The sequence below is a fragment of the Rothia sp. P7208 genome (genome assembly GCF_048512915.1).
In the GTDB taxonomy this organism is placed as follows: domain Bacteria; phylum Actinomycetota; class Actinomycetes; order Actinomycetales; family Micrococcaceae; genus Rothia.
Genome location: NZ_JBLXXW010000003.1, coordinates 23,544 through 50,081, shown reverse-complemented (window position 1 = coordinate 50,081; position 26,538 = coordinate 23,544). Strand labels below are relative to the sequence as shown.

At 47.0% G+C, this 26,538-nt stretch carries 24 protein-coding genes; 13 read left to right on the top strand and 11 right to left on the bottom strand.

Annotated elements, in window-relative coordinates; genetic code table 11:
* Window positions 1-20: 20 nt before the first annotated feature.
* On the bottom strand, window positions 21-2,138 hold the full coding sequence (gene tkt, locus ACN084_RS04760) for a transketolase (RefSeq protein WP_419106064.1): 2,118 nt from the start codon (window positions 2,136-2,138) through the stop codon (window positions 21-23).
* Window positions 2,139-2,553: 415 nt separating this feature from the next.
* Between tkt and ACN084_RS04755 the strand changes: the two genes are divergently transcribed.
* Window positions 2,554-3,531 (top strand): heme o synthase, encoded by a 978-nt coding sequence (locus tag ACN084_RS04755; protein WP_419106063.1) that lies wholly within the window; start codon window positions 2,554-2,556, stop codon window positions 3,529-3,531.
* A gap of 70 nt (window positions 3,532-3,601) precedes the next feature.
* On the opposite strand, the gene ACN084_RS04750 is transcribed toward ACN084_RS04755, so the two are convergent.
* From ACN084_RS04750 to ACN084_RS04740, 3 genes are read right to left on the bottom strand one after another with little or no spacing between them, the layout of a single operon-like run.
* Window positions 3,602-4,678 (bottom strand): COX15/CtaA family protein, encoded by a 1,077-nt coding sequence (locus ACN084_RS04750; protein ID WP_419106062.1) that lies wholly within the window; start codon window positions 4,676-4,678, stop codon window positions 3,602-3,604.
* 39 nt (window positions 4,679-4,717) lie between these two features.
* The gene (locus tag ACN084_RS04745) at window positions 4,718-5,485 is read right to left on the bottom strand and encodes an ABC transporter permease (protein WP_419106061.1); all 768 of its coding nucleotides are present in this window, start codon (window positions 5,483-5,485) and stop codon (window positions 4,718-4,720) included.
* Window positions 5,482-6,507, bottom strand: coding sequence for an ABC transporter ATP-binding protein (locus ACN084_RS04740; RefSeq protein ID WP_419106060.1), 1,026 nt, complete (start codon window positions 6,505-6,507; stop codon window positions 5,482-5,484). Before ACN084_RS04740 ends, ACN084_RS04745 begins: the two co-directional genes overlap by 4 nt.
* Before the next feature lie 387 nt (window positions 6,508-6,894).
* On the opposite strand from ACN084_RS04740, the gene ACN084_RS04735 reads away from it, so the two are divergent.
* From ACN084_RS04735 to ACN084_RS04710, 6 genes are all read left to right on the top strand, one after another.
* Window positions 6,895-7,656 (top strand): helix-turn-helix transcriptional regulator, encoded by a 762-nt coding sequence (locus tag ACN084_RS04735; protein ID WP_419106059.1) that lies wholly within the window; start codon window positions 6,895-6,897, stop codon window positions 7,654-7,656.
* A 52-nt stretch (window positions 7,657-7,708) separates the two neighbouring features.
* Window positions 7,709-9,166: a Fe-S cluster assembly protein SufB gene (sufB, locus tag ACN084_RS04730; RefSeq protein WP_419101756.1), complete on the top strand. Its 1,458-nt coding sequence runs from the start codon at window positions 7,709-7,711 to the stop codon at window positions 9,164-9,166.
* Between the two features lie 2 nt (window positions 9,167-9,168).
* Window positions 9,169-10,401: a Fe-S cluster assembly protein SufD gene (sufD, locus tag ACN084_RS04725; protein WP_419101755.1), complete on the top strand. Its 1,233-nt coding sequence runs from the start codon at window positions 9,169-9,171 to the stop codon at window positions 10,399-10,401.
* A 34-nt stretch (window positions 10,402-10,435) separates the two neighbouring features.
* Entirely contained in the window at window positions 10,436-11,191 is a 756-nt protein-coding gene (gene sufC / locus ACN084_RS04720) for a Fe-S cluster assembly ATPase SufC (protein WP_419101754.1), read from the top strand.
* Between the two features lie 21 nt (window positions 11,192-11,212).
* Window positions 11,213-11,545, top strand: a complete 333-nt coding sequence (locus tag ACN084_RS04715; RefSeq protein WP_419101753.1) for a metal-sulfur cluster assembly factor — start codon at window positions 11,213-11,215, stop codon at window positions 11,543-11,545.
* Between the two features lie 198 nt (window positions 11,546-11,743).
* A complete protein-coding gene (locus tag ACN084_RS04710) occupies window positions 11,744-13,342 on the top strand; it encodes an ABC-F family ATP-binding cassette domain-containing protein (RefSeq protein ID WP_419101752.1) in 1,599 nt (532 codons plus the stop codon).
* Window positions 13,343-13,349: 7 nt separating this feature from the next.
* On the opposite strand, the gene ACN084_RS04705 is transcribed toward ACN084_RS04710, so the two are convergent.
* The 4 genes from ACN084_RS04705 to ACN084_RS04690 form a co-directional block, all read right to left on the bottom strand.
* The gene (locus ACN084_RS04705) at window positions 13,350-14,045 is read right to left on the bottom strand and encodes a metal-dependent hydrolase (protein ID WP_419106058.1); all 696 of its coding nucleotides are present in this window, start codon (window positions 14,043-14,045) and stop codon (window positions 13,350-13,352) included.
* A 77-nt stretch (window positions 14,046-14,122) separates the two neighbouring features.
* Window positions 14,123-15,091, bottom strand: a complete 969-nt coding sequence (locus tag ACN084_RS04700) for an SURF1 family protein (protein WP_419106057.1) — start codon at window positions 15,089-15,091, stop codon at window positions 14,123-14,125.
* Between the two features lie 102 nt (window positions 15,092-15,193).
* Entirely contained in the window at window positions 15,194-15,454 is a 261-nt protein-coding gene (locus ACN084_RS04695; protein WP_419101749.1) for an acetone carboxylase, read from the bottom strand.
* On the bottom strand, window positions 15,455-15,901 hold the full coding sequence (locus tag ACN084_RS04690) for a DUF3099 domain-containing protein (protein WP_419101748.1): 447 nt from the start codon (window positions 15,899-15,901) through the stop codon (window positions 15,455-15,457).
* A gap of 244 nt (window positions 15,902-16,145) precedes the next feature.
* Here ACN084_RS04690 and ACN084_RS04685 point away from each other — a divergent pair, with 244 nt between their 5' ends.
* Both ACN084_RS04685 and ACN084_RS04680 read left to right on the top strand, forming a co-directional pair.
* Window positions 16,146-16,862: a beta-ketoacyl-ACP reductase gene (locus ACN084_RS04685; RefSeq protein ID WP_419106056.1), complete on the top strand. Its 717-nt coding sequence runs from the start codon at window positions 16,146-16,148 to the stop codon at window positions 16,860-16,862.
* Window positions 16,863-16,890: 28 nt separating this feature from the next.
* Window positions 16,891-17,634, top strand: coding sequence for an SDR family oxidoreductase (locus ACN084_RS04680; protein ID WP_419106055.1), 744 nt, complete (start codon window positions 16,891-16,893; stop codon window positions 17,632-17,634).
* Window positions 17,635-17,703: 69 nt separating this feature from the next.
* On the opposite strand, the gene serB is transcribed toward ACN084_RS04680, so the two are convergent.
* Window positions 17,704-18,636 carry a phosphoserine phosphatase SerB gene (gene serB, locus ACN084_RS04675; protein ID WP_419106054.1) on the bottom strand — a complete coding sequence of 311 codons (933 nt, stop codon included), beginning with the start codon at window positions 18,634-18,636 and terminating at the stop codon, window positions 17,704-17,706.
* A 113-nt stretch (window positions 18,637-18,749) separates the two neighbouring features.
* Between serB and ACN084_RS04670 the strand changes: the two genes are divergently transcribed.
* From ACN084_RS04670 to ACN084_RS04655, 4 genes are all read left to right on the top strand, one after another.
* Window positions 18,750-19,541 (top strand): ABC transporter ATP-binding protein, encoded by a 792-nt coding sequence (locus ACN084_RS04670; protein WP_419106053.1) that lies wholly within the window; start codon window positions 18,750-18,752, stop codon window positions 19,539-19,541.
* A gap of 56 nt (window positions 19,542-19,597) precedes the next feature.
* On the top strand, window positions 19,598-20,473 hold the full coding sequence (locus tag ACN084_RS04665) for a TrmH family RNA methyltransferase (protein ID WP_419106052.1): 876 nt from the start codon (window positions 19,598-19,600) through the stop codon (window positions 20,471-20,473).
* Window positions 20,474-20,613: 140 nt separating this feature from the next.
* Entirely contained in the window at window positions 20,614-20,871 is a 258-nt protein-coding gene (locus ACN084_RS04660) for a type B 50S ribosomal protein L31 (protein ID WP_419101742.1), read from the top strand.
* 157 nt (window positions 20,872-21,028) lie between these two features.
* Window positions 21,029-22,321 (top strand): LCP family protein, encoded by a 1,293-nt coding sequence (locus ACN084_RS04655; RefSeq protein ID WP_419106051.1) that lies wholly within the window; start codon window positions 21,029-21,031, stop codon window positions 22,319-22,321.
* 158 nt (window positions 22,322-22,479) lie between these two features.
* Here ACN084_RS04655 and ACN084_RS04650 read toward each other — a convergent pair whose 3' ends face one another.
* Window positions 22,480-23,655, bottom strand: a complete 1,176-nt coding sequence (locus ACN084_RS04650) for a hypothetical protein (protein WP_419101740.1) — start codon at window positions 23,653-23,655, stop codon at window positions 22,480-22,482.
* A 113-nt stretch (window positions 23,656-23,768) separates the two neighbouring features.
* Window positions 23,769-26,420: an aminopeptidase N gene (pepN, locus tag ACN084_RS04645; RefSeq protein WP_419106129.1), complete on the bottom strand. Its 2,652-nt coding sequence runs from the start codon at window positions 26,418-26,420 to the stop codon at window positions 23,769-23,771.
* Window positions 26,421-26,538: the final 118 nt, after the last annotated feature.

Sequence of the window (26,538 nt, the reverse complement as noted above, 5' to 3'; positions counted from 1 at the left end):
GTGATAGAGAGTGTCAAAGTTTATCGGGTTGCTGCGGCAGCAATAGATTCTTGAGCTGCTTGTACAACAGCTTCTGGGGTAATACCGAATTCACGGTAGAGAACGTCTGCACCAGCTGAAGCTCCAAAGTGCTCTAGAGAGACAGCGCGGCCGGCATCGCCAAGGACGTCGTACCAGCTCATCGCAGATCCTGCTTCAACCGTAACTCGAGCTTTAATTTCTGGAGGGATAACGCTATGGCGATATTCTTCAGGCTGTTGAACAAACCATTCACGAGAAGGCATGGAGATAACGCGTGCAGCTACTCCCTGTTCCTTCAACAAAGAACGTGCGCTAAGTGCAATTTCTACTTCTGAACCAGTCGCAATAAGCAGAACATCAGCAGTGCCTTCTGTCTCGGCAAGAACATAACCACCACGTGCAGCACCTTCCGCCGAAGCAAATTTTTCACCCTCAGCTTCAGGATGAAGGTCTTCTCGTGCGATATTCACAAGATTCTGTCGTGAAAGGACCAACCCCACCGGACGATCTTGAATTTCAAGAACTTTACGCCACGCAACTGACGTCTCATTACCGTCTGCAGGGCGCACAACATCCAATTGAGGAATTGCTCGCAAAGCTGAAAGGTGTTCTACCGGTTGGTGCGTTGGACCATCTTCTCCCAAACCAATGGAATCATGAGTCCACACAAAAATATTAGGTACACCCATCAATGCCGCAAGACGAACTGCCGGACGTTGATAGTCAGAGAACACAAAGAACGTGCCATTGAACGGGCGAGTAGGCGAAGAGAGCGCTATGCCGTTACAGATAGCTGCTGCAGCATGTTCACGGATACCAAAGTGCAAGACTCGACCATATGGGCTGGCATTCCAACTATCAGTGCTATGAGAAACAGGATTGAAAGATGACGCGCCGTCAATAGTGGTGTTATTAGAACCAGCAAGATCTGATGAACCGCCCCAAAGCTCAGGGAACGTATCAGCAATAGCATTAATAACTTTTCCAGAAGCAGCACGTGTTGCAATGCTTGAGCCAGCTTCAAAGGTAGGGAAAGCCTGCTCATAGTTTTCTGGAAGCTCACCGGCATTTAGACGCGCATAAAGTTTAGCTTCTTCAGGGTGCTCCTGCTGCCACTTTTCAAAGAGAGTCTCCCACTGCCGTCGAGACTGTTCTGCACGTTGCTGAACACTGCGGGTATGCTCAAGAATCTCATCATCAATATAGAATGATTTTTCAGGGTCAAAACCAAGAATTTCCTTTGTTGCAGCAACCTCGTCAGCACCGAGCTTAGAACCGTGAATACCGCCGGTATTCTGCTTATTGGGTGCAGGCCAACCAATAATAGTGCGCAGCTCAATAATACTAGGCTTATCTGTAACTTCTTTAGCTCGTGCAATCGCAGCATACAGCGCTTCGAGGTCTTCAACATAGTTACCGCTACTTGTCCAATCAACATGTGCAGTATCCCAGCCGTAGGATTCGTAACGCTTGAGAACATCTTCAGTGAAAGCAACATCGGTGTCGTTTTCAATGGAAATGTGGTTACGATCAAAAATAACAATCAGATTTCCAAGCTCCTGATGCCCAGCAAGAGCAGATGCCTCAGCGGTCACACCCTCTTGAATATCTCCCTCAGAAGCAATCGTATAAATGGTGTGGTCAAAAGGTGACTGACCAGCAGGAGCTTCAGGATCAAATAGCCCGCGCATCCGTCGTTGAGCATACGCGAAACCTACAGCTGAAGCTAAGCCCTGTCCCAATGGGCCTGTTGTAATCTCGATACCGCGAGTATGACCATACTCGGGGTGACCGGGAGTGAGTGCGCCCCAAGTGCGAAGCGCTTTAAGATCTTCCATCTCAAGACCATAACCACTCAGGTACAACTGAATATAAGCGGTAAGTGAGCTGTGACCGGGGGAGAGAATGAAGCGGTCACGCCCTGCCCAACGATCGTCACGAGGATCATGGCGCATCACCTTCTGATACAGCAAATATGCCACGGGAGCTAAGCTCATTGCAGTACCGGGGTGCCCCGAACCTACCTTCTCAACAGCATCCGCTGCTAAGATTCGGGCAGTATCAACAGCTCGTTGATCCTTCTCCGTCCAATTGAGTTTCTGATCAAGATGTGGCACGTTGTCTCCCTTTCATAGAGATAGTGATGAGATACAGCGGTTACAGGAACGACATTAGTACAAATAGTTCAGGATGTTTAGCTGCACAACTGCACATTAAGTTAGTTCTAAGGATAATTGAAAATACGGCAGGAAGAAGGACTTTCTAAGACTTCTCGTGATGTCGGTTCTGTTCCTTGATATATCGCGTGCTTTATTATGATTATTCTTCTAAAAGGTATAGCATTAGTTTGACAGTCCGCTCCTTTAACGTGCTCAAAATCGGTTGTATGTATCCCCAAAGTAGAGGCGACACCACCGAAAAGAGTTCAAGAGTGAGGACTTAATCTCACCCGAGAATATTTCACCATATGAAATAAACAACGGGAACACTAACTACACACATACAACGATTCTGGTAGGGAGCCCAACGTTAGTGAAGGGTCTAAATACACATCGCGTCACTGAAGCTCACGCAACAGCATCAGACACGCCCAAAGGATCGCACAAAGTGAGCCTTATGCGTAAGCTCATCGCCTATATTCACCTGACAAAGCCTCAGGTTATTGAACTTCTGCTAGTGACAACCGCTCCAACCATGATGTTTGCAGCGGGCGGTATGCCCCCATTCTGGCTCATCATCAACACCATGGTCGGTGGAGCTATGGCAGCTGGCGCCTCTGGCGCCTTCAACTGTTATATCGACCGAGATGCAGACCGTCTCATGAAAAGAACAGAACGTCGCCCACTCGTCACCGGAGAGGTCAGCGATAAAGAAGCACTCATCTTCGCATGGGCCTTAGCGATCATCTCTATCATCTACCTATGGGTATTAGTTAATCCTTTTGCCAGTATGCTAGGGCTCATCGCTATCCTCCTTTACGTTGTGTTCTACTCGCTTTACCTTAAACGTCGTACCACCCAAAACATCGTTTGGGGAGGACTGGCCGGATGTATGCCCGTATTTATTGCATGGGCTGCCGTCGAAAACACCATCAGCTGGGCAGCAGTAGTCCTTTTCACCGTCATCTTCCTCTGGACACCCCCACACTACTGGCCACTATCTATGAAATACGCCGAAGACTACCAACGAGCAGGAATCCCCATGCTCGGAGCTATCGCACCGGCTAAAAGTGTCTCTGTGCAAGTCGTCCTATATTCTTGGGCCATGGTTATCTGCTCCTTGCTCCTAGTGCCACTGGGTGGGGCAGGATGGGTTTATACTCTCACGGCTATTGCCAGCGGTGCATGGTTCCTCTACCACTGCCACCGTCTGCACGCTTTAGCTATTGCTGGAAAAGCAACAAGCAGAACCGCAATGACCGTATTTCACGGCTCCATCACCTATCTCACCGTACTCTTTATTGCCGTGGCGATTGACCCATTCGTCGGACACGCACTGATTACCTTATAAAACACCACATAATAAAGGAGGGGTACCCCAGAACATCTGGGGCACCCCTCCTTTATGCATCCATTTATCTTTACACAATACGACGCTGTTGAGCTAATCTTCGTGACGGCTGAGAAGCCATAACAAGCTGACGTTCTACAGCAGTAATAGCCGCCCACGTAAATAAGGCAGAGCCTAATAGGTGCATCTCTACCAGCCACACAGGAAGACCATTAAAGAACTGTATGTACCCAACAACCCCCTGATAGACGACAACAGCTAGAACCCAATACCAGCTACGGCGTAGAGCCTGAGACCACTGATATTTTCGTGCCAAATAGAGGGAACTAAGAATAACCATAAGATAGGCCCACACTGAGAAAGAATGCATACGAGTTACAACCCACGGATTAAACGCATGTCGGTGTGCGCTAGGATCACCGGCATGAGGTCCGGTGCCAGTTGTTACCGTGCCCATAAAAATAAGGAAACATACCAGCACCAAACTAGTCCAACCCAAATACTTGAGAAAAACTGCACCCTGAGGAAGGGAACTATCGAGAACTCCCTCACTTTCAATAACGCCTGAAGCAAAATATCGACGTACACGGTTGAGATAACATGCACCCAAAGCAATCATGATGGCAGAAAGCATGTAATGCACTGTAACCATCCATGGATTGAGTTTAAGCAGAACAGACAAGCCTCCCACAACAGCTTGAATAGGGATTCCCCAAAGCAACAAGAGAGAAAGATTAAAAAGGTCCGAATACTGGTGTCGTGAGTGAGATAAACCCGTAAAAAGTTTCTTCCACCATTGAGACAACGAGGATGCTTCAGGCATAGCAATTCGAAGAATTGAGAGAAACGTCAATCCCGTAACAATAATTAAGACAAAGGTCAGCATTCGATTGCCAAACTCTACAAGACCATGAATACCCATCTCTGGTGTCGTTGTCCACGAACCAGAAGACGTACATTTAGGCCAGGTATCACATCCCAACCCCGAACCGGTCAGTCGCACGACACCACCGGAGACGATTAAAACGATATTAGCGATAACCACAGCATAGGCCATCCTCAGAACATAAAGATTTGGTGTACGCGGCAGGCACACAGAAGCAACACGTTCTTTTAGCTCATGAATACGTTCTGTTAACGAAGACAAATAAACCACCTTCAAAGGGGATTGCAGGGTGTGATGTATTTATGCGGACCAGCGGAAAAACTTTGTAGCTAAACCGATACAAAGTGCCGTCCACATAAGAAGTACAAGATGAGGAATCAGAGCAAACTCATGAGTTAAAAATTCGGCTCGTAGAGCATTACCTAGAGCGCCGGAAGGGAGAATATCCACCAACCTTCCCAAAACACTCGGTAAATGATGTGTAGGTAATAAAGTGCCACCGACCGCTGCAAGAACAGCCCACGCCATATTAACGATGGCCAACGTTGCTTCAGCGCGCACCGTCCCCGCAATGAGCAACCCCAAAGACGTAAAAGACGCTGCACCTAATAATAATGTGGGAAGAGAAGCCACTACGGCACCCCACTGAGGAGACCAACCAAGCGTCAACGCCACCAACACAACAAGAATGTACTGAAGGCATAACACTCCTAAGACAGCACATACTTTCCCAACAATAAGACCAGTTTTACCGAGAGGAGTCGTCGACAAAAAACGCAAAACACCATAACGGCGGTCAAAACCTGTAGCGATACCCTGTCCCGATAACGCAGTAGAAATAACACACAAGGCAAGAACGCCTGGAACCGCAATGTCAATGCGAGTGCTTTGTAGTTTTTGAGCAAAAGAATCTAAGAAACTTGTCCAGCTCATCACATAAAGAGCCATCATCGGAAACGCAATGTTGAGCATCAGCTGTTCACCATTTTTCAACATGGCAACAAGCTCATATCGCCCCTGTGCACGTAAGCGTGTACTCAAAGAAGCTGAACGCGGTGTCGAAATCATGATGAGGACGTTTCCTTTCCTGCGATATCAAGAAAGACATCTTCGAGGGTTCGTGAAGAAAGTTCCATACGTTGTGGAAGAATGTTACGGGCCGCTAAAGTAGCCGTCAACTCAGCTAAAACGGGGGGAGTAATCTCACCGGTTAGAGTATAAGAACCAGGATGCGCGGTACTTAACGTTAAACCTTTCGATAAGGTCGGTAGGAGTTGCATCATGCTCAACGATTCATCAGAGAGCGAAAAGTGAAGCGTTTTAACATCTGTTGCTGACTGCTCAACAAGTTCAGGAACAGTTCCTTCTAATACGTTCCGTCCGGCACCAATAATATAAACATAATCGGCGAGCCTCTGAGCATCATCCAGCAGATGAGTTGTCAAAACAATAGCAGTACCCCGCTTTTTCTGCTCGGTAATTAAATCAAAAACTACCTGACGAGAATGTGGATCAAGACCTGCCGAAGGCTCATCGAGAAAGAGAATCTCAGGTTTCCCAATAAGAGCTGCCGCAAAAGCAACCCGTTGGCGCTCGCCGCCTGAAAGCCGTCTAATGCTGGTGCCGTTAAAAGTGTCAATGCCTAGCCTCTGAATGAGTTCATCAAGAGGATACGTCTGCTGATACATTGTCGCGATGTGTTCAAGCAGCGGAATAGGGCGCAGAGATTGAGGTAATCCGCCATCTTGTAACATGATGCCAACTCGCGCCCGAAGCTCTGCAGAAGCACCCCACGGGTTATGTCCTAGAAGATGAATTTCTCCGCTTTCGGGTTTTTGAAGCCCCTGCGCACATTCTAAGGTAGTAGTTTTTCCTGCGCCATTAGCACCAAGTAAAACGGTTACTTCTCCGGCAAGAGCTTCAAGGCAGATTCCATCTACTGCTCGAACTGTCCCTCGATGCGTTAGATGATGAGGGTGTTTTTTGCGGTAACTCTTTGAGGGCTTATATTCTTTGACTAACCGAGAAATTCTCAGTGAGGAGGGTTTCTCCCTACTGTCCCGTGAACTCTTGTCTCTATCTTGTGGCACCGTATCATTCTACGTGCTCACACTAGAGTTTTTAGGTAATCGATAACCGAAAACTCCTTAATGATGCCTGTAAAAACCTTGGAAATAGCTGTCTATTTCCCTTTCATAAGTTTGCGACACTACTCTAAAAAATATTTTTCTTGTTGTGCACGGTAGTAAAAATTATTCTCAAAAAAGATTTTTAAAACAGCGTATAATTTACAAATTAGCTAGTCAAAGCACATTTTATTGTCTTTATTGACCCTTGTAAAAAGGTGATAGCCTCATTGTTTGAGGGTGTCAACCAGCGTTAAAAGTTCCTATCTGCACCTAAGTGTGACACTCCTCTAATCTGAAGATAGGTAAACCTTACTAGAGAACTACTCATAATTAGGACATACTTTAGTTGTGTATTCAGCGAATCAAACTTCCAAAAAGAAGGTACCTGGTACGCGCAATGCAGAGACAGAAGAAAAAACTCGAGACAGAGTTTTGCGTGGCGTACTTAATCACGGTCCAGTTTCTGCTGCTAGTCTCGGCGAGGAACTCAATCTCACTCCTGCAGCGGTGCGTCGTCACCTCGACGCACTCGAAGCAGAAGAACTCATTGTCGTAGCGCCTCTCAAACAATACGGAGCCGGCGCAGGACGCCCTGCCAGACGATACGTCATTGCACCCCAAGGGCACACCCAGCTTGGCAACGACTATCTCGACATCGCTCGAGAAGCACTCAAAATGTTGCAACAACAAGTTGGAGAAGACGCACTACGCGCATTCGCCTCAGCAAGAGCTTCAGAGATGGAACAAAAATACCGTCCCATCGTTGAAGCGGCAGGGGAGAACGTCGCAAACCGTGCACAAGCCCTTGCCGAAGCAATGACCCGCGACGGCTTCGTCGCAACCGCACAGGTGATGGAACCCCCACGCGGCAGGACACTGCCTCGCCACCTACTGGCAAGTATTCAACTCTGCCAAGGGCACTGCCCAGTGCGAGACCTCGCAGAAGACTTCCAAATCTTCTGCGACCAAGAAACCAAAATTATTGCTGACTTACTGGGAGTAGATGTCCGCCGTCTATCCACCATGGCAGCAGGAGCACACGTGTGCACCACACACGTACCTCTAGCACGTGACATGAGTGAAAACAGCGAAATACAGGCAAAGAAATAAACATTCTTTCGACCATCACACAACTGATAGATTTCCTACAAGAAAGGCCATGATGACTGAACAAGTTGAACGTAACGTCAACAACACCGTCATTTCAGAGATTCTCGAGGCCAACCCTGAACTCGAAGGTATCGGTACCTACGAGTACGGTTGGAAAGATTCCGACGTAGCTGGTGCAACTGCTAAACGTGGCCTCGACGAAGATGTTGTACGCGACATCTCTGCAAAGAAGAACGAACCCGAATGGATGCTCAAAATGCGTCTTAAGGCACTCAAATTCTTCGAACGTAAACCCATGCCCACATGGGGTGCAGACCTATCAGAAATTGACTTCGACAACATCAAATACTTCGTGCGTTCTACCGAACGTCAAGCAGAAAGCTGGGAAGACCTTCCCGAAGATATTCGCAACACCTACGAAAAGCTCGGTATCCCCGAAGCAGAACGTGAACGCCTCGTTGCAGGTGTCGCCGCCCAGTACGAGTCTGAGGTGGTCTACCACCAAATTCGTGAAGACCTCGAAAAACAAGGGGTCATCTTCGTCGACACCGACACTGCACTACGCGAACACGAAGACATCTTCCGCGAATACTTTGGCACCGTTATCCCCACCGGCGACAACAAATTTGCTGCACTGAACACCGCAGTATGGTCTGGCGGGTCTTTCGTCTATGTTCCTCCTGGAGTCCACGTCGAAATCCCTCTCCAGGCATACTTCAGAATCAATACTGAAAATATGGGACAGTTCGAACGTACCCTCATCATTGCTGATGAAGGATCTTACGTTCACTACATTGAAGGCTGCACCGCACCTATCTACAAGTCTGATTCCTTGCACTCAGCTGTTGTAGAAATCGTGGTTAAAAAGAACGCACGTGTACGCTACACAACCATTCAAAACTGGTCCAATAACGTATACAACCTCGTTACCAAACGCACCATCTGCCATGAAGGTGCCACCATGGAATGGGTCGACGGTAACATTGGCTCTAAAGTCACCCAAAAATACCCCGCCGTATACATGGTTGGTGAACACGCTAAAGGCGAGACACTGTCCATCGCATTTGCTGGTGAAGGACAACATCAAGATACTGGATCCAAGATGGTGCACATCGCCCCAAACACCTCTTCCTCTATTATCTCTAAATCCATCGCACGTAATGGCGGACGCTCCGCATACCGTGGCTTAGTGCAGGTTCGTGAAGGCGCATCACACTCCAAATCAAACGTTGTCTGTGACGCGCTGCTTGTCGACACAATCTCTCGTTCGGACACCTACCCCTACGTGGATGTACGAGAAGATGACGTCACCATGGGACACGAAGCAACCGTTTCTCGTGTTTCCGAAGAACAATTGTTCTACCTCATGCAGCGAGGACTAAGCGAAGAAGAAGCAATGGCCATGATTGTTCGCGGATTCGTAGAACCTATTGCTCGTGAGCTTCCTATGGAATACGCTCTTGAACTCAATCGCCTTATTGAACTTCAAATGGAAGGATCTGTGGGCTAACGATGACAGCTAAAGAAACCATCACCCATAACTCTCCTGCAATCCCCGGAATGGACGATGAAGGAGAAAAACTAGCGACTGAACACGCACATGACGACACCCTACGTGTTGAAACTCAAAGCGTGGACTCTTCACGTGCAGGTCGTAAAACCTCATATCGAGTAGAAGACTTCCCTGCGCTCACAGGACGTGAAGAAGACTGGCGTTTTACCCCTCTCAAACGTCTCAAAGGTTTACACACCGACGCACTGACTGGAACACCGGTATCAACATCTATCGACGCTCCAGACGCCGTACTGGTTGAGACTGTCTCACGAGAAGACTCTCGTATCGGTTCTGCCGGTATCCCCGAAGATCGTGTTGCAGCGAACGCATGGTCACACTTTGCAGAAGCAACTGTGCTCACTATTCCTCAAGAAACTGAGCTAGACCAGCGCATCAACGTAGAAATTCACGGTGAACACAGCGAACCTACTGCACAACATCTACTTATCGAGACGAAGCCTTTCTCTCGGGCTGTCGTTGTACTACGTCATACCGGTTCTGCAGTGTTGAGCCAGAACGTTGAGTTCGTCGTTGGCGATTCCTCCACCTTGACCGTTATCTCCCTTCAAGAATGGGATGACGACGCAGTTCACGCATCAGCACAATACGCTTCCCTCGGACGTGACAGCCGATTCAAACACGTGAGTATTTCACTCGGTGGAGACCTCGTTCGTGTCACCCCCTCAACGAAATTCAGTGCGCCCGGTGCCGAAACTGAGATGTACGGACTGTACTTTGTCGATGCCGGTCAGCACCTTGAATCACGACTCTTTGTCGATCACAGTGTTCCTCGCTGTAAATCCCGTGTGACCTATAAGGGTGCGCTTCAGGGACGTAACGCCCACTCCGTATGGGTTGGCGACGTCTTAATCGGTAAAGAAGCTGAAGGAACCGACACCTACGAGCTCAACCGTAACCTTCTTCTTGAAGACGGACCTCGTGCAGACTCTGTGCCAAACCTAGAAATTGAGACTGGTCTTATCGAAGGTGCCGGACACGCATCAACTACAGGTCAGCTCGATGAGCAGCACCTCTGGTACCTACAAGCTCGCGGTATCCCCGCAGACGAAGCTCGTCGCCTTGTCGTGCGTGGATTCTTGAACGAAATCATTCAGCAAGTACGTATCCCTGAGTTGGAAGAACAACTCATGCAAGCTCTTGAAGCAGAACTTGCAATCAGCAATAACTAACGGTTACGACGGTACAAAAGTTTTTAGGAGAACAATGTCTACTCTCGAAATTAAGGAACTCTACGTTTCTGTCATCCTTGACGATGAAAACTCTAAGCAGATTCTCAAAGGCGTTAACCTCACCATTAACTCCGGTGAAATCCACGCTATTATGGGACCCAATGGTTCTGGCAAATCTACTTTGGCAGCAACTATCGCCGGACACCCTAAATACCGTGTAGATTCCGGTGAGATTCTCCTCGACGGTGAAGACGTCACAGAAATGTCTGTTGACGAGCGTGCTCGCGCAGGTCTTTTCCTTGCTATGCAGTACCCCGTCGAAATTCCCGGTGTAACAATGTCCAACTTCTTGCGTTCTGCAAAGACCGCTATTGACGGACAAGCACCAGCTCTACGTACCTGGACAAAAGACGTCAAAGAAGCAATGAGCAAGCTCAAAATTGATGCAGACTTCATTTCTCGTAACGTCAATGAAGGCTTCTCTGGCGGCGAGAAGAAACGCCACGAGATTCTTCAGCTTGAACTGCTCAAACCAAAATTTGCTGTTCTTGACGAAACCGACTCAGGTCTTGACGTTGACGCGTTGAAGATTGTTTCTGAAGGTGTCAACCGTGCACACCAAGATAACGATATGGGTGTTATGCTCATTACTCACTACACTCGTATCCTTCGTTACATCAAGCCTGAATTCGTTCACGTTTTTGTTGACGGACACATGGTAGATCAAGGCGGACCCGAACTTGCAGACCGTCTAGAAGAAGAAGGCTACGTTTCCTACCTCGGTAAGTAACGAACGAAAGGGACCTACCCCATGGACGAGACAACCGCAGCTGGTCGTCCCTCACAAGAGGAACTTGAAGAAGTCCTCAAAAACGTGATTGACCCAGAACTTGGAGTCAACATCGTCGACCTCGGCCTACTCTACGGTATGCGCTGGAATGACGAAGGCATCCTTGTTCTTGATATGACACTCACAACAGCCGCATGCCCGCTACAAGACGTCATCGAAGAACAGGTTAAACAAAACCTGGAGCTTATCCTTGACGCTTGGCATGTGAACTGGGTATGGATGCCACCGTGGGGTCCTGAACGTATTACCGAAGACGGACGCGATATGATGCGCGCTTTAGGGTTTAATATCTAATGACTTCATGTATAGATTAGAAACCCATATGTGATTGCCTTGGTGTAAGAATGAAAAGTTATTCTTGCACCAAGGCAATCTGTTCTTTAACAGGGTGTTCTACAGCTCTATTATCAAAGAACGCGTAGAAGACGAGGTGTTCTTGATAAGTCGTACTAGACTAAATAAATACGTTTACTTTAGGTGAAAGGTTTTTCCTTGATTACTGTTTCTGACCTCGAACTAAGAGCCGGAGCTCGTCTGCTCATGGAAGATGTAAACTTCCGTATTGATAAGGGCGATAAAATCGGCTTAGTGGGACGTAACGGCGCCGGAAAAACCACCATGACCAAAGTTCTTGCAGGGGCAACATTGCCAGCCGGCGGCGAGATAAAACGTCAAGGAAAAATCGGGTACCTTCCTCAAGATCCAGCAATTGAGGACATGTCTCAACTGGCAAAAGATCGTATTTTCTCTGCTCGCGGGCTAGACGGAATATCACGTAAAATGCGTCAAGCCCAAGAAGAAATGGCCAGCGAAGACCCTGCCATCTGTGCTCGCGGAATGCGCCGGTATGACCGACTTGAAGCAGAGTTCATCGCCGGTGGGGGATACGCTGCCGAATCAGAAGCTGCATCAATTACCAATAACCTTGATTTACCTGAACGTATTCTCAACCAGCCACTGTCGACACTTTCTGGCGGTCAACGTCGACGTGTCGAATTAGCACGCATCCTATTCTCTGACGCAGATACAATGCTTCTTGACGAGCCAACCAACCACCTTGACGCTGACTCTGTGATGTGGCTTCGAGAATTTCTTAAAAACTTCCAAGGCGGGCTGCTCATTATCAGCCACGATGTGGAGCTGATGGAATTAGTCGTCAACAAGGTGCTATACCTTGACGCGAACCGCTGCCTAGTTGACGTCTACAACATGAGCTGGAAAAACTATCTAACACAGCGTGAACAAGACGAAGCGCGACGTAAACGTGAACGAGCTAACGCACAGAAAAAAGCTTCAACCTTGATGGAACAAGCCCAGAAAATGCGCGCCAAAGCAACTAAAGCAGTGGCTGCTCAGCAAATGATGAAACGTGCCGAACGTCTAATGCGTAGCGTAGAAGAAGAACGGGCTGTTGATAGGGTTGCCGCCATCCGTTTCCCTTCACCTGCACGATGCGGTAAAACCCCCATTACGGCAGAAAGTCTCTCAAAATCATATGGTTCTTTAGAGATTTTTACGGACGTAGATCTAGCTATTGACCGTGGCTCTCGCGTGGTGATTCTCGGACTCAACGGTGCCGGAAAAACTACCTTACTTCGTATGCTCGCTAAAGTCACTACCGCTGATACCGGTGAAGTGCATTATGGTCACGGCGCCAAAATCGGGTATTTTGCTCAGGAACATGAAATTCTTGACCCAGAACGGTCCGTAGTTGAAAACATGCGTTCTGCCGCACCAGATCTCGACGATACTAAGGTTCGCACTATCCTAGGATCCTTCTTATTCTCTGGAGACGATGTCGACAAACCCGCAGGCGTACTCTCTGGTGGCGAAAAGACTCGACTATCTTTGGCTACCTTGGTTGCTTCTTCAGCAAATGTTTTACTACTTGATGAGCCGACAAACAACCTCGACCCCGCATCTCGTGCAGAGATTCTTAAAGCTCTAAAAACATATGAGGGTGCAATTGTCATGGTCTCACACGACGAAGGTGCGGTAAAAGCTCTCAAACCAGAACGTGTACTGCTTTTACCAGACGGTGTCGAGGACCTCTGGAGCAAAGCGTATGAAGACCTCATTAGTCTGGCATAAGCATCGACTAAAACTTGATAAAACCGGTTAAAGATATGAGCGCCCATACCACATAGAACATCAGAGCCACGGCGAGAAATTGCTCTCGTCGTGACCCTGACGCCCCAAGAATAGGTAACGCCATATTGCCAGATTTTTTCCAGAAAATGGATGAAATAGGAGCTTTGACAGTTAAGGGCCATAATAGGTTAACTCCACGTCGAGTCAGCGCGTCTCCCAGAATATGAACGCTTGAACCCACACCAATGACTAGAGGGAAAAACTCTATAGGCTGTGAAGAATAATAGGCGAAAGAAGCAACAGCAACAGCACCTATCCAACCACCTGGTGCACCAAAAGTTCGTAATGCTAGACCACCGGCATACGCAACCAGAATAATAGATACCCAAGGAACTCCCCACCACAGGTAGTGAGGAGAACTCAGTGCAAGAACCCAAAAGATTCCCACACCGATTAACGAATGAGTGCCTTGACGATGACCACCACTTATACGTTGTATAACTGCACATGTCCAACGAGATATAGGCGGTATGGAATGTGCAATAGTACCGTTTTTATGGTCAATATCTGGGAGCATTCCTGCCCCTGCGCACGCTAATGTCGTCACGAGTATGGTTGGACGATCACTGATAGGAACAACGCCATGATGGACTAACGCTAACCACACGGCTGCAGCGCTTAGAGAATGTGTATAACCCATCATAATTATCTCGCTCTCATCAACAGCAAAGATAAAAGATTAACATATTCTCTAGTCAGAACGCTATTATGGGGTAGAAATTATGGGTTATCATACATTTCTAATAAAGCATCCTCTTCTTCCTCATCACTGGGGCGAGCACGCTTTTTCTGAATTCTTGGGCGAACAATAGATTTCATATGGGCCGGCATATCATCTGCCATTTCCATTTTACGAAGAACAACTTCTTCATCTTCTTCGCCAATATAATTTCCGTGTTCATCGTAAAACTGGCGATAATATTGCTCTAACTCCGCAGCAACTTGGCGATCAATTTCGTCATTGCGTACTTTTTGACGAGCTAACCAAATAAAGGCAATATAACTCATCGCCGCAAAAACATACCATTGCACCGAATATGAAAGATTCGGTCCAACATCTAATTCTGGTTCTTTAAGTTTCTCCGGAGCAACGGGGGGAGCAGGGGATTCCGATACGAGGATTCCATAAGCGCCTTGAGCAATATCTAGCCCAGTACGTTTGGCTGCCTCCGCTAAATTAATAGACGGAATCTGCCCCGATGGAGAATCTTTACCAGTTGATAACTCACCACGATGAACTCTAACAACGACGGAAAGGTGACCTGCTGGAGCCGGAGGAACCTCAATATTTTCAGCTGTAGTATCAAAAAGTTCTGCAGGAATCCAACCACGATCCACCAGCACGACCGTCGAACTATCAGATACTCGAAAAGGAACTAACACCTCAAAACCGTTGAGACCTTCAAAAGGTCGGTTGCGCACAAGAAGCGTCTGGTCTGAAACATACTCTCCACGAAGACTTACCGGATGCCACTGTTCAGATATCTGAAAATCGTCAAAGATATGAGGTACTTCCTCAAAAGGATACGCAACAGCATGATAGTTATCTGTAATCAGAGAATTTTTATAATCTAAAGCTTCTTTACGGCTCATCTGCCATTGCGCAAGATAAAGGCACAACAACGAAAATAAGATACAAAAAATGAAACCAGCAATCCACTTACCAGAGAATAAAAACCTGTACACCATTGCCTCATGCTTTCAAGACCTAAAAGAAGGATTATGCTTGCTTCACCACTACGTAAGGGAACCTCACACTAGTCTACCTTGAAGCACAACTCTCGCAGTACGCTACAGCTCATCCTCTGCAGAAAAAGGCAGAACCTCTTTTAAAAAGGAACGCGAACTTAGAAAATCTTCTAAGAACTGGCGGTGCTCAGAACACGCCAACCACACTTTTCGCCGTTCAGAAGTATGAACTTTAGGATTATTCCACAGTAATTTCCACTGGGCTATTTCTTGGCAACCACGACGAGAACAATACGATAAAGGAGCCTCTACCGGCCCCTCCGGAAGCTGTCCCGTATCCGATAACGCACCTAAAATATCCACTTAAACATCACGTCCTAGAGAATCCGAAGGAGGAATAACCTCACCATCAATAACCCACACCTCAGCTGAGTCATTCTCATCAGAGGTACGGTTCCTCGAATCCTGACCCATATCAGTACAAAGAGCTAAAGGCTCCTGACTAGGAACATGATAGGGCGAAAAATCACCACCAGCGCCACGATGATGCCCATTAGCAACTACTACAGCAAACCACGGCAAAAGAGCAGCACCTATAAAGAATACGACAGACACCCACCCGTGAGTAAGTACCGCACCAATAATGCATACCACGCGCAAAGCCATCTTAATGGAGTATAAACGCCACCGATAATCGACACTTTCTGAATGAGGACTAGGAGCGTGAGTAATGGAATACACCTCAGGCTCAGATGAACCGACATACCCTAATTGTTCGATATCTTCTGCTGTCCAATATTTCTTTGACACGGAACCTCCTTCCCTCAACCTCAGAGAGCATCATGCACACACCAGTCTAGAACTTTAACCGAAGAACACAACAATTTTTATGACACTTAAACTAGCAAGTGCAACTAAGAATAGAATTCTGCACAAAACCCCACAATATCTTCAAAAAAGCTTTTAGCCGCAAAAACAACTCCAGTAACCAAAGCCCAAAAAGCGTAGTATTACCCACAAGACACTACGACCAAACCACCAGAAAAGAAAAATAATGACCGAACAAACACCCAAAACTATCCTCGTCACCGGTGGAAACCGAGGTATCGGATACGCTATTGCACAAGCGTTCAAAGCTCAAGGCCACAACGTCTGTATTACCTACCGTAGTGGAGAAGCACCACAAGAATTCTTCAGCGTCAAAGCTGACGTAAAAGACACCAAATCCCTCAACGACGCCTACGAACTCATCGAAAAAACCTACGGGCCAGTAGAAATACTCATTGCTAACGCCGGTATCACACGCGACACTCTCCTCATGCGCATGACCGAAGAAGATTTTACCGACGTTATCGACACTAACCTCACCGGAGCTTTCCGCGTAGTACAACGAGCCGTCAAAGGAATGCTTAAACTTAAACGAGGACGTATTATCTTCATTTCCTCCGTCGTAGGACTCTACGGAAGTGCCGGACAAACAAACTATGCAGCCTCAAAATCTGCCCTTATCGGAATGGCACGCTCCATCACCCGAGAACTCGGTGCTCGCAACATCACTGCTAACGTCATCGCCCCAGGTTTTGTTAACACTGAAATGACTGCCGCTCTACCCGAAAAAGTTCAACAACAATATCGAGACGCTATCCCTGCCAAAAAATTTGCTGAACCAGAAGATATCGCACACGTGGCAACATGGCTTGCCAGCGAACAAGCCCATTACATCAGCGGTGCAGTAATCCCCGTAGACGGTGGATTAGGCATGGGACACTAACAACGCTTTATCGAAAGGTACTAAGACGATGACAGAACTACACCAAAAACACATTATTATTACCGGCTCTTCGAGAGGAGTCGGAGCAGATACCGCAGAAATCCTTGCCAATCAAGGAGCAAGAGTCGTTGTTAACTATCGTTCTAAAGCTCCAAGGGCACAAAAAGTTGTGCGCACAATTCACGAAGCAGGTGGCGAAGCCACCGCCATTGGTGCAGACATCACGGTAGAAGCTGAAGCGCAGAAACTGATTCATGATGCAGTCGCAGCATACGGCCCTATTGACTACCTCATTCTTAACGCCTCAGGCGGCATGGAAAGTGGAATGCCAGAGGACTACGCTATGGTTCTTAACCGTGACTCGCAACTACGTCTAGCCCGTTTAGCCACAGAACATATGAACCCAGGATCACGTATCGTCTTTGTGACTAGCCACCAAGCACATTTTATTCGTGACGTGCCTACGATGGCAGAGTACCAGCCTGTAGCTGAATCTAAACGTGCAGGAGAAGATGCTCTTCTTGCAGAGGTGCCAGCACTGCAGAAACAAGGAATCTCTTTAGTTGTTGTCTCTGCTGACATGATTGAAGGAACTGTTACTGCGACGCTATTAAACCGTCTGCATCCGGGGGCGCTAGAACAACGCCGTGAAGAGGCAGGAAAACTCTATACCGTTCATGAGTTTGCTCAGGAAATTGCGCGGATGGTGACAGAAGATGTCCCCAGTGGGCATATTGAATTAGTCGGTGGCGCACAAGGTTTTATCAAATAGAGTAGGATAACTTTTTATTGTTGAGTCTCTTTCGAACAGAGTAATTCTTATCGAAGGGGACTCTTCATTTTAAAGACCCATAAAATGTTGCACCGCATCTAAACGTAAGAAATTGAGCTGAACATCAGATGCTAACTGAAGTGAAGGCTTCGCGCAAAAAGCAATTCCTAAAGCCGCTTCCTCTAACATGAGAATGTCATTGGCTCCATCCCCAATTGCAACAACATACGATAACGGAACATTCTCTTCTGCCGCCCACTTTTGAAGATATAAGCGTTTGGTTTCTGGTGTTACCACCTCACCTACGACTTTTCCAGTGAGTGTTTCATGAACAATCTCTAACGTATTAGCCTGAGCATTATCAAGTCCAATACGTTGGGATAAAGGACGAAGAATCTGTATAAAACCACCAGAAACAGCCGCAATCTTATGGCCTTTTGAGTGGAGAGAATCAATAAGGTGCAAAACTCCGGGGGAGAGCGTTAACTGGTGTGTGACCTGTTCAATGGCTTCAACGGAGACTCCAGCAAGGACTTTCACCCTCTCTTTGAGCGATTCCTCAAAAACAAGGTGACCGTTCATGGCACGTTCGGTGATGTACTGCACGTGCTCTGCTTTACCAGCGTGCCGTGCCAGTTCGTCAATCACTTCTTCTCGGATGAGTGTTGAATCAACGTCTAAAACTATGAGCTTTTTTGCGGAGGTATAGAGTTCTTCTTGGACGACATGAACACTTAACGTTGCAGTATTCTTCACCTGTTGGTTAAGTTCTTTCCGTAGTTCTTGTATTGAACCCTCATAGTGTGCGCATACTTGTACCATCTGGTAACCGGGGCCGGGCGCTTCTTGTGAATGGTGAATGGGAGAGAACACCTCTGATGTTTGGTTGGAATTTACCGATAAAGAAGGTGTGGCTGAAACTATCTGAGAGAGGTGGGAGTGTTGTTGCAAAAAGAACTCTGGTTCGGTGCATAAGGAAGTTATACGTACGGCAATGCTCATAAGAGTTAGTGTACTCAGCCTGATGAGATAGAGAGCGTAACTATGGCCATATAACAGAAGTATTGTTCGTTGAATGTCCAAAGAGAGTGTTGAGAACCGTTAGAGTTAAAGATATGAGCGCAGTTCTTGATTTTGTACAGGTAGATGTTGTCCGTCAGCAAAAGAATCTTTTGCACCATGTTAACTGGACGGTCAACGAAGGTGAGAAATGGATTGTCCTAGGCCCAAATGGCGCAGGAAAGTCTACTCTTCTTGCTATTGCTGGTGCACGTTTGCACCCAACGAACGGGATGGTAGATATTCTTGATGAGATTTTAGGCGCTGTAGATGTCTTTGACTTGCGTCCACGTATTGGTATTTCTTCTTCCTTGCTTGCCGCAACCATTCCTGATGATGAGAAAGTTCTTGACGTTGTCTTGACGGCAGCATACGCGGTCTCAGGGCGTTGGAACGAAGACTACGATACTTTAGATAACACACGTGCAGAAGAATTGCTACGTGACTGGGGTATCGCGGATTTAGCACAGCGTCGTTTTGGAACCTTGTCGGAAGGCGAAAAGAAGCGTACGTTGATTGCTCGAGCATTGATGACAGACCCCGAACTTCTTCTTTTGGACGAGCCCGGCGCAGGCATGGATATAGCCGGACGTGAAGATTTAGTGCAACGTCTACACCATCTAACACAAGACCCGTATGCTCCAGCGACTATTTTAGTAACTCATCATCTTGAAGAAATCCCTGTCGGCTTCACTCATGCTCTTTTACTCCGAGAGGGCGAAGTTGTCGCTTCTGGTGAGATTGCTCAGACCATTACAGCAGAGAACTTGAAAAAAACTTATGGTATGGATTTTGAACTGACTATTAACGCTCAAGGGCGTTATTCTGCTTTCGCAAAAAATTCTTAACACACAGTTAAAGCTGTTGTGCATGGTGTTTTAGGTAAGAAAGAACCTTCTTAATAATGGGTAGAAAAAAGCAGCTTTCTGAGCAAGATATTTATGAGCGAAAACAGCGGGTCTTCTCCTACCCAAATGTTCTTCCTCTTCGTGAGATGAGCATCAGACACAAAGAATATTTTCATGCATTGACTGATGTTCATTTACGAAAACTAGCAGAACCTCAATGGGGTATTTATATTGCAGAATCATCAAAGGTGATTCGCCGAGCCGTAGCTGTTGGGCATCCTATTGTAGCTATGGTCATGAGCGAAAAATGGGCTGACGATCTTTTAGATGTAGTTCTTTCGCACCCTGAGACGGTATGTTACGTTGGCAGTGAAGAAGAACTGGAAGGAATTGTCGGTTTTCACTTGCACCGTGGCGCTCTTGCTGCGGTACGTCGCCCTGAACCGTTGAGTATCAATTCTTTGGTTTCTGGTGCTCATCGTATTGCAATTTTAGAAGATATCGTGGACCACACGAATGTTGGCGCTATCTTTCGTTCAGCTGCCGCGTTATCGGTAGATGCGGTTCTGGTAACTCCCCGATGCGCTGACCCACTATACCGTCGTTCTATCCGTGTTTCGATGGGAACAGTATTTCAAGTTCCGTGGGGTCGTCTTCAATCGTGGCCTGAAGATCTTGAACTCCTTCATACGTTAGGTTTTCGTAGCGCCGCTTTTGCCCTATCTCAAGATTCGCTGTCTCTTTCGGAACTTTCTGCACGTGATGACGAGAAACTTGCACTCATATTTGGTTCTGAAGGTCACGGGTTGACGTCTAAAACTTTGGCTGCAGCTCAAGATACTGTGATGATTCCGATGGCAGCTCAGGTAGATTCTTTAAACGTTGCAGCTGCTAGCGCGGTGGCTTTCTGGGAGACACGTTATCAAAAGTGACGTATTTCTTAGAGTTGGTACGCCATCTTCTCGTAAGAAGTGATATCGTTATTAGCTGGTTGTAAAACTACTAAAACATTCGTTTTAGTGACTCATCATAGTTTCTGGCAAAATCCAGAGACACTAAAGAAAGTATAATTATGAAGGCTGAAATTCACCCAGACTACAATCCCGTTATTTTCCGCGACCTTGCATCTGGCAAGAGCTTCCTCACCAAGTCAACCATGACTTCTGCTAAGACTGAGAAATGGGAAGACGGCAACGAATACCCTGTTGTTGAGGTTGAAATTTCCTCTGAATCCCACCCCTTCTACACTGGCAAGCAGCGCATTATGGACTCCGCTGGTCGTGTTGAGCGATTCAACGCACGTTTCAAGAACTTCGGTAAATCCGCATAAGTTTAGATTGAGAAATCAGAATCACACCTCACACAGGTTTTTGTCACCTGTTGTGGGGTGTTTTTCTATATTCGGTAGCTACAATGAGAGTGAACGACTCTGTTTTCCGCATCGTCGTATCGCACCTGAAACACTCAAACCTTAGGAGAACACACATATGGCAGAACCATCACCGGAGACAGCCCCACAGAAAAAAAGCAAAAAAGGAAAAATCACATTGGGTGTATTGCTCACCCTTTTACTGATTCTCGGCATTGCCGGCTGCTCCTACGTCGCTTCCATCAGCTCAGCATGGAATAACGGTACTCAGAAGTTTAGTGAAGAACAGGTATTCCCCGGCGATGATGGTGCTGTCGACGAAGAAACCCTCAAAGAGTTTAAGAAAAACTACGAAGCCGCGCAGACTAAAGTAACAGAATCTGAAGACGGTAAACAGGAGGGTTCTTCTGACAAAGCTGATGCAGAAGATTCGAAGAACAACGACGAAGAACAGTCGAAAGACTCAGATACCTCAGATACTCGTGCTTCACGAGATAAAGGGAAAATTGTCAACTCACAAGGTATCAACAACGTTACCGAACAAGATTCTGATGGCGATGGTATCCCAGACTCTGTTGAAGGTGGGGCCGTAACTCCTCGCCCAGCCGCAACAGGAGCAAAAAATATTCTGCTCCTAGGTAGCGACTCTCGCGCTGGAACTCCAGAATCAATCCACGTGAGCGGACAACGAGCCGATACCATCATGATTCTTCACGTTCCCGGTGGGGGAGCTGACCCTTACCTGATTTCCATTATGCGTGATACTTGGGTTAACATCCCCGGATATGGTGCTGCAAAAATTAACGCTGCACTCAACTATGGTGGCGTGGGGTTACAAATTGCAACACTCGAACAGCTCCTCGGCGTGCGTATCGACCACGTTGCTGAGATTGATTTCTCTGGCTTCAAAAGTCTTACTGATGCGCTCGGAGGTGTAACTGTACAGGTTCCTTTCAACTTTACTGCTGACTCTTATAGCTTCACTGCAGGACCTAACCATATGAATGGTAACCAAGCTCTTGCCTTTGTCCGTCAACGTTACGCCTTCAGTGATGGTGACTACCAACGTGTACGTAACCAACGTGCATTCATGCGCGGCTTGCTCCAAACAATTACTTCTAAGGGAGCTTTCACCAGCGCAACAGAGCTTCGCTCCGTGATTGATTCTATTGCACCGTACGTCACCGTAGATAGTGGCCTAAACGCATCTACGCTCTTCTCCATGGGAGCACCTTATATCTCCTCTGGCGGTACTCGGATGCATATGCTCACTCTTCCTAATGCTGGAACGGGTTGGTCTGTTGATGGTCAGTCTATTGTGGTTCTTGATAGCAACGCGACAGCTGCACTTTCGCAAGCATTACGCTCTGATACCATGGGGTCATATACCGCAGTCTATGGTGAAGACTAAAATCTTGTGAATCTTTGATATAGACGATTTATGAGTAAGGCGGGTACGAGGAATCTCGTACCCGCCTTAGGTTTAAAAACTTTTGAGCATAGAAAAGGGGTTCTTTCTCCATCGCTGGCTATGAGAAAGAACCCCGAAAATTTATGGGGTAAGAAACGCTACTTGTGGTGTTCTTCTAAATCTTCTTCATAATGTTCGTATTCTTCATGATCTTCAGGAGCTCTTCCCATAAATAGAGCAAGAAGTGCTAGAGAAAAACCTAAGACAATACTGATGAGTCCAAGCATCGGATAAGAAAAAATGAGGAACACACCAAAGAGTAATACTGCTGCACCTACAACCCCCATCAAGATGGATACCCGTCGGTTAGGATTTAACTCGGTAAACGTATCGTACTCTTCAACGGATTCTTCTTCGGAATGATGACGAGCAGAACTGAACGGGCTCACAAAACCAGAACGCTTTTTCCGTTGAGGAGTTTGAGCGTCAATTTCACCTTGAGTCGGTACATAGACCGTTGTTACTTCATACTCATCAGCTGGACTCAAGAGCTCTGGAACGTTATTAGGTAGTTCTTCGTACCATTCCGCTGGTAAATCTTCTGCACGAACGGCCTGGACCGTGAGCGACAGCTCAAAGGAATTACCACGAATCGTTCCCCACGCACTCGTGAGCTTATTCTTTTCGAAAGCATAACGAATCACGGGCGCTAATTGTTCAGACATCTGAGTGCTCAGGCGCCCTACTTTTTTGCGGTCGTGGAATACTTCTACTGAATCAATAAAGCTACCGTCTCCTTGACGTAGACGATTTGCTTCAAGCGTGAGGATGACGCGTCCTTCACCGCTCGGCGGAAGAATCGAATGAAGATACTCTGCATGGTTTTTCTCATCAAGAACCTTCATAGAAGGGCCTTGAGGAAGGAGAGCTGCTTGCGTGGGGGCATTATTGAGCGGGAACAAAGACCCCGGTGCGCTCAACGAAAGAATACCGGAACTTTCGATCATATTATGCCCAGATTTTCTTCGAGCAACGGCAGACAGCTGTAAATGCGCTACCGCATCATACCCAGAGGCGATAACGCGAGTAATGGGATTCCAATAGGTTTTAGAATCATGAGGATGCAAACGACCGATTTTAAGTTCGTCAACGTAAACAGCGATGCTACCCGGTTCATAAGGGTTATCCGGTTCTGGTACTAGACGAGCTTGTCCATTCCATACGCGTTCACGATCCATCTGGAGCTCTTCAAAGACCTGAAGAATCTCGGCATCGTAGAAGTCATGAGTAATGACTTCAACTGTTCCACGATCACCCAGTGCATAATCGGTCAAAGTGTTGCTCCTTTATCCTACAGTTTTACTCACCTAATAGCTTCTCATGAATTGCCGGTTTAGCACTAACAATTTAGCGCTAAACCGGCAACAAGTTTTTCAGATGAGAGTATTTACACAGACTCTGCGTTGAATTGCTGTGCTTTGAGGGCACGTTTGCTTTGATCAAGATGCTCTAGAATCAAACGACGTAAAGCTCCCGGCGCTTGACTGTTGTGCTCAAGCCACTGTTGGGCTCCTACGATAACAGGATTTTGCTCTACTGCTTGATCTGCTTGGAGATTAGCTGGAGGGAACAGCCCAGAAACAGTACGTGTCGCCATGCCAATTGAACGGTTTTCCCACACACCATTGAGAGCATCAAAGTACTGCTGAATCAATGACGGGCATAACCGGTATCCTCCTTGCTGGAATCCGCGTGCTGTTGCTGTGAGAATATCGTTAGATACATCAGTTTGGGTCAGAACACGTTCAAAAGCTGCCATTTTAGAATCTTGATGCGGTAAAGAAGCTTGAGCCTGAGCGTAGCTGCGTTCCGAAATGGAACCGGGTAACTGCTGCTGTTGCTGTTGAAGCTCTTCTACGGTGGTGAGCCCATGAACGCTTAGAGCAATTAGCGCGTTCCACCCTAAAGTGGAGTTAAGCTCTAGCCCGGGAATTTCAGTAGACGTGATGGATTCTTCAGAGCTAGCATAACGAGCAATATGGCGTACTAGGGATTCCCCGTTGAGATTGTGGGCGCTTGCTTCTAAGAAAGCGCGAGTAATGATTAGCTGCTCGTCACTTCCCTCCGGTGCCTGATACAAGGCTGTTTTAAGAGAATCTGTGAACTGATCCCATAGCTGTTTTCGAAGAGCCGGTTGCGCATAACTTGAAATAGCAAGGTTTGTTTGAGCTAAGAGGTTTGACAGAATGACAGAAACCGGTTCTGAGCCGAGTGTCTTTTCGACTGCTGTTAAAAACTTTTCAACTTCAAGGAATCCGTCTCTGACTTGATTCCACAAGCTGCTCCAGATAATGCCGCGTGTAAGGGGATTCTCAATAGTATGTACATGTGATAGTGCAAGTTCTTGACCGTTTTCCTTGCTAATAACAGTTTTGGCATACGTCAAATCACCACTATTGAGTACCAAAAGTTCTGCTTGCGCGACGTGTGTTCTTTCTTCCTCGTTGAGTGGCAATTCCATGTCTTCAACGGGGCCAGCTGGAATAGAACATTCGATAAGGCTCGTTGAGATAAGCTGATCCTCCTGAAGCTGGAATGTTTCTAGGAGCAGATGGTGTGGCCTTCCAAGTTCTGTGGGGACGTCTTCTGGTAGAAGCTGAGAAATCGTTAGTGATTTAAACTCTTGTTGCTGAGTGTAGTGACGTTCCACGATGAGGGTGCTTAACCCACTCGTCTGTAACCATGCTTGCGCCCATGTGTAAACGTCTTCGGTGGAGCATTCATCGAGTACTTCAAGAAAATCGTTGAGGGTGGTGTTTAATCCTGCATAACGTTGAAAATAAAGACGTGATGCTGCGATGAAGGTATCAAATCCGACATAGGCAACGAGTTGTTTGAGTGCTGAGGAACCTTTTGCGTACGTGATTCCATCAAAGTTTTGTTTTGCAGCTTCAAGGTTTTGGATATCTGCCACAATGGGGTGGGTCGTTGGAAGCTGGTCTTGAGTATATGCCCACGCCTTACGTTGGTTAGCGAAGGAGACCCAAGCATTATTAAAGCCTGCCGCCTCATGTGCGCCAAGGGTGCCCATATATTCTGCAAATGATTCTTTGAGCCATAGGTCATTCCACCATTTCATGGTGACGAGGTCCCCAAACCACATGTGAGACATCTCGTGGCAGATGACGTTCGCTCGTGCCTCATATTGAGCTTCTGTCGCTCCAGATTCAAAAATGTAGGATTCGGTGAAAGTAACAAGCCCAGGGTTTTCCATAGCCCCAAGGTTGTACTCGGGTACGAACGCTTGCTGGTATTGGGGGTAGGGGTATGGGGTGTCAAAGAGCGTCTGGAAGAAATCTAGTCCAGCTTTGGTGATGGTAAAGATATTGTCGTAGTCAAAATATTCTTTTAGCGATTGGCGACAATAGGCTACGAGTTCAAAGGATGAGTCTGAGACTTTTGTGCGTGGGCTGTAGTGTTCGTACGCTGCAAAGTATTCACCGGCGAGGATTGTCGTGATGTAGGTTGAGATTCTTTCGGTGGGTGCAAAGACTCGTTTAGTGATGTTTTCGTTTGTGGGGTCTGGTATTTCTTCTATGAGCGGGGCGTTTGATGAGACGACCCAGTCTTTAGGGGCTGTAATACGGAAATTGAAGATTGCTTTGAGGTCGGGCTGCTCAAAGTTTGGGAAGACTCTACGGCAATCTGCTGGTTCGTATTGGGTGTAGAGGTAGATTTTTCCGTCTTTGGGGTCGAGATAGCGATGTAGTCCTTCGCCCGAGCGCGAGAAGAATGAGCGCCCATGAATGGTGAGGATATTTTCTGCGCGTAATTCGGTGAGCACAATGCGTGAACCTACAACACAGTCATTAATGTTGAGTGTTTTTCCGTTGAGTTTAACGCTTTCAACGCTGTGGTGGATGTAGTCGATAAATGTTTCGGCGTTTTCTGTTGCTGTGAAACGGACTGTTGTTACTACGGGGTAGGAGTCGAATGTTGTGTCTTTGGCGTAGGTAAGGTCGATGAGCACGTCGTAGCTGTCGACGGTGAGTAGTTCTGCTCTGGCGCTGGCTTCTTCTTGGGTTAGGTTTTCATTCATCACAGTTTTAATGTATCGGATAGATGGGGTCGATGAGGAGTTTTTAGGTGAAGTAAAAAAATTTATTCTCTTAAATATGTTCTTGACTAGGTGTTTTTCTGTAAATATGGCTACTGTT

Excerpts from the sequence above, each read along its gene's own strand:
- serB (WP_419106054.1), bottom strand. The coding sequence starts at position 18,636 with ATGAGCATTGCCGTACGTATAACTTCCTTATGCACCGAACCAGAGTTC.
- ACN084_RS04660 (WP_419101742.1), top strand. The coding sequence starts at position 20,614 with ATGAAGGCTGAAATTCACCCAGACTACAATCCCGTTATTTTCCGCGAC.
- ACN084_RS04715 (WP_419101753.1), top strand. The coding sequence starts at position 11,213 with ATGGACGAGACAACCGCAGCTGGTCGTCCCTCACAAGAGGAACTTGAA.
- ACN084_RS04745 (WP_419106061.1), bottom strand. The coding sequence starts at position 5,485 with ATGATTTCGACACCGCGTTCAGCTTCTTTGAGTACACGCTTACGTGCA.
- ACN084_RS04680 (WP_419106055.1), top strand. The coding sequence starts at position 16,891 with ATGACAGAACTACACCAAAAACACATTATTATTACCGGCTCTTCGAGA.
- sufC (WP_419101754.1), top strand. The coding sequence starts at position 10,436 with ATGTCTACTCTCGAAATTAAGGAACTCTACGTTTCTGTCATCCTTGAC.
- ACN084_RS04655 (WP_419106051.1), top strand. The coding sequence starts at position 21,029 with ATGGCAGAACCATCACCGGAGACAGCCCCACAGAAAAAAAGCAAAAAA.
- ACN084_RS04685 (WP_419106056.1), top strand. The coding sequence starts at position 16,146 with ATGACCGAACAAACACCCAAAACTATCCTCGTCACCGGTGGAAACCGA.
- ACN084_RS04670 (WP_419106053.1), top strand. The coding sequence starts at position 18,750 with ATGAGCGCAGTTCTTGATTTTGTACAGGTAGATGTTGTCCGTCAGCAA.
- sufD (WP_419101755.1), top strand. The coding sequence starts at position 9,169 with ATGACAGCTAAAGAAACCATCACCCATAACTCTCCTGCAATCCCCGGA.
- ACN084_RS04705 (WP_419106058.1), bottom strand. The coding sequence starts at position 14,045 with ATGATGGGTTATACACATTCTCTAAGCGCTGCAGCCGTGTGGTTAGCG.
- pepN (WP_419106129.1), bottom strand. The coding sequence starts at position 26,420 with ATGAATGAAAACCTAACCCAAGAAGAAGCCAGCGCCAGAGCAGAACTA.
- ACN084_RS04665 (WP_419106052.1), top strand. The coding sequence starts at position 19,598 with ATGGGTAGAAAAAAGCAGCTTTCTGAGCAAGATATTTATGAGCGAAAA.
- ACN084_RS04700 (WP_419106057.1), bottom strand. The coding sequence starts at position 15,091 with ATGGTGTACAGGTTTTTATTCTCTGGTAAGTGGATTGCTGGTTTCATT.
- sufB (WP_419101756.1), top strand. The coding sequence starts at position 7,709 with ATGACTGAACAAGTTGAACGTAACGTCAACAACACCGTCATTTCAGAG.